At 63.5% G+C, this 3569-nt stretch carries 4 protein-coding genes; all 4 read right to left on the reverse strand.

The window, feature by feature from the left end; all coding sequences use genetic code 11:
- Positions 1-695 (reverse strand): ABC transporter ATP-binding protein (locus tag BX592_RS33520; RefSeq protein WP_134197619.1); only part of this gene is annotated, 695 nt, incomplete at its 3' end.
- A complete protein-coding gene (locus BX592_RS33525; protein ID WP_134197620.1) occupies positions 695-1471 on the reverse strand; it encodes an ABC transporter ATP-binding protein in 777 nt (258 codons plus the stop codon). The genes BX592_RS33520 and BX592_RS33525, both read right to left, overlap by 1 nt.
- 16 nt (positions 1472-1487) lie before the next feature.
- Complete coding sequence (locus tag BX592_RS33530) at positions 1488-2657, reverse strand: ABC transporter permease subunit (protein WP_134197621.1); 1170 nt, start codon at positions 2655-2657, stop codon at positions 1488-1490.
- A 36-nt stretch (positions 2658-2693) separates the two neighbouring features.
- On the reverse strand, positions 2694-3569 hold an 876-nt coding region (locus tag BX592_RS33535; RefSeq protein WP_134197622.1), incomplete at its 5' end, for a branched-chain amino acid ABC transporter permease.

Consider the following 3569-nt stretch of genomic DNA (forward strand, 5'->3'; position numbering starts at 1 on the left):
CGCACCTTCGGATCGTCGAGCATCTGCTTCGCGTCGCCGGACATCGTCACCATTCCCGAGTCCATCACGTAGCCGCGATTCGCGGCCTGCAACGCAAGACGCGCGTTCTGTTCGACCAGCAGCACCGTCAGACCTTCTTTCGAGATCTCCCGCACTACTTCGAAGATCTTCTCGACCATGATCGGCGACAGGCCCATCGACGGCTCGTCGAGCAACAGCAGCTTTGGCTTGCTGATGATCGCGCGCGCCATCGCGAGCATCTGCTGCTCGCCGCCCGACAGCGTGCCGGCCAGCTGCGTCGAACGCTCCTTCAGACGCGGGAAGAAGCCGAACATGCGCTCGACGTCCTTCTTGATGCCATCGTCATCGTTGCGCAGATACGCGCCCATCTGCATGTTCTCGTAAATCGTCATGCGCGCGAAAATGCCGCGCCCTTCCGGCACCATCGCGAGGCCGCGCTTGAGCAGTTCGTGCGCCGGCAGCCCTTTGATCGACTGGCCCATGTACTCGATATCGCCGGCGGAGTACGGCTTCAGACCCGTGATCGCCTTCATCGTCGTGGTCTTGCCCGCGCCGTTCGCGCCGATCAACGTGACGAGTTCGCCCTGCGCGACCTCCATGTCGACGCCCTTGACCGCCTGAATGCCGCCGTAATTGACCTGCAGGCCCTTGATTTTCAACATCGCCGTAGCCATCAGTGGACCCCCGCGCCGAGATATGCCTCGATCACCTTCGGGTCCTTCTGCACGTCATGCGGCAGACCCTCGGCGATCACCTTGCCGTAATCGAGCACTGTCATCCGGTTGCACAGGCCCATCACCAGTTTCACGTCGTGCTCGATCAGCAGGATCGTCTTGCCGTCGCTGCGGATCTTGTCGAGCAGCCTGGTCAGCTCGACCTTCTCGGTCGCGTTCATGCCGGCGGCCGGCTCGTCGAGCGCAAGCAGCTTCGGATCGGTCGCGAGCGCGCGTGCAATCTCCAGACGGCGCTGGTGACCATACGACAGATTGCGCGACGTGTAGTCCGCGTATTGCGCGACGCCGACGTATTCGAGCAGTTCGATCGCGCGCTCCTTGATTTCGCGCTCTTCCTTGCGCTCGGCCGGCGTCTGGAACACCGCGCCAAACAGGCCGTGCTTCGTACGCACGTGACGGCCGACCATCACGTTCTCGAGCGCGGTCATCCCGCCGAACAGACGGATGTTCTGGAACGTGCGCGCAATACCCGCCTTCGCGACCTGGTACACCGCGGTCGGCGTGTAGTTGTCGCCGTCGAGCTTGAACTCGCCGGAATCCGGCGTGTACAGACCCGTAATCACGTTGAAGAACGTCGTCTTGCCGGCGCCGTTCGGGCCGATCAGTCCGTAGATCGAACCTTCCTCGATTTGCAGGCCGACGTCGGAGAGGGCTTGCAGGCCGCCGAAGCGCTTGTTCACGCCTTTGACGGACAGTCGAATCTGTTTATTGCTCATAGTGGTATCCCCGCTCTCACGCGCGCACCGGCTTCTTGCCGTTGCGCTTCGCCAGTTTCGCAATCTTGTCCTCGTGCTTCGGAGCCGGCCACAGGCCTTCCGAGCGGTACAGCATGATGACCACCATCGCGAGGCCGTACAGCAGCTGACGGATCACTTCGGTGTCGACCACTTCATGGCCGAAGATGAAGTGCTGCAGCGGGCCCATCGTGGTACGCAGGAACTCGGGGAACACGGCGAGCAGCACCGCGCCGAGAATCACGCCCGGAATATGGCCCATGCCGCCCAGCACCACGCAGGCGAGCACCACGACCGATTCCCAGAACGTGAACGATTCCGGCGACACGAAGCCCTGGAAGCCCGCGAACATCGCGCCCGACAGGCCGCCGAACGACGCGCCCATCGCGAATGCCAGCAGTTTGATGTTGCGGGTGTTGATGCCCATCGCCTTCGCGGCGATTTCATCTTCGCGGATCGCCGCCCACGCGCGGCCGATGCGCGAGTGCTGCAGGCGCGTACAGGTCCAGATGACGAGCAGCGAGCACAGCACGAACAGGTAGTAATACATGTACACCGACGGCAGCGTGAAGCCGAACAGCGTGTGCGCCTGCGACAGGTTGAAGCCGCCGACGTGCACCGGCGCGATCCCCGTGATCCCCTTCGGCCCGTTGGTGATGTTCACCGGACGGTCGAGGTTGTTCATGAAAATCCGCACGATTTCACCGAAGCCCAACGTGACGATCGCGAGGTAGTCGCCGCGCAGACGCAGCGTCGGCGAACCGAGCAGCACGCCGAACATCGCCGCGAGCGCCATCGCGAGCGGCACGACGATCCAGATCGGCGCATGCAGGCCGTCCGGGAACAGCGCCGCGATCCACGCGAATTGCGTGGTCAGGTGCGGCGACGTGAGCAGCGCCGCGGTGTACGCGCCGATCGCGTAGAACGCGATGTAGCCCAGGTCGAGCAGGCCGGCAAAGCCGACCACCACGTTAAGGCCCAGCGCGAGCATCACGTACAGCATCGCGAAGTCGAGCACGCGCACCCAGTAGTTGCCGCCGGCTGCGCCGATGATCATCGGCGCGGCGATCACGAGTACCGCGGTGAGTACGCCGACTACCACCTTCTTCGTGATGTTCTTCTCGGGAATGAGCGTCGTCGACGGCTCGATCGGTTGAATTGAGGTCATGGTTATCTACTCCTGTTGGCCCGATATCGCCCGAGGTCAGGCACGATCCGCAACACGTTCGCCGAGCAGGCCCGACGGACGGAACACCAGCACGACGATCAGCACGATGAACGCGAACACGTCCTGGTAGTTACTGCCGAACACGCCGCCGGTCAGATTGCCGATATAGCCCGCGCCGAGCTGCTCGATCAGGCCGAGCAGTACGCCGCCGACCATCGCGCCGCCGAGGTTGCCGATGCCGCCCAGCACCGCCGCGGTGAACGCCTTCAGGCCTGGAATGAAGCCCATGTAGAAGTGCACGTTGCCGTATTCGGAGGCAATCATCACGCCGGCCAGCGCGGCCAGCGCGGAACCGATCATGAAGGTCGCTGAAATTACGAAGTTCGGGCTCACGCCCATCAGGCTCGCGACGTTCGGGTTCTCGGCGATCGCGCGCATCGCGCGGCCGAGCTTCGTCTTGTGCACCAGCAGCAGCAGGCCGCCCATCACGAGGAACGCCACCACGATGATCACGATTTCGGTCATCGAGATCACCGCGCCGGGGTTCGTGTCGGTCGCCTTGATCACGTTGATCGGGTCGGTGGGCAGCAGCTGCGGAAACGCGAGCGGGTTGCGGCCCCAGATGATCATCGCGATCGTCTGCAGCAGGATCGACACACCGATTGCGGTGATCAGCGGCGCGAGACGCGGCGCGCGGCGCAGCGGTCGATACGCGACGCGTTCGATCGTGTACCCGACCACCGCGCACACGCAGGCGGCGATGATCAGCGCGACACAGAGCGTCGGCACCGTGCCGAGTCCCGGGAAGTGATTCTGCAGCACGCCGATCGCCGACAACGCGACCATTGCGCCGATCATCAACACGTCGCCATGCGCGAAGTTGATGATGCCCAGAATGCCGTACACCATCGT

Origin of the sequence: Paraburkholderia rhizosphaerae, from assembly GCF_004366595.1 — a bacterium.
GTDB lineage: Bacteria > Pseudomonadota > Gammaproteobacteria > Burkholderiales > Burkholderiaceae > Paraburkholderia > Paraburkholderia rhizosphaerae.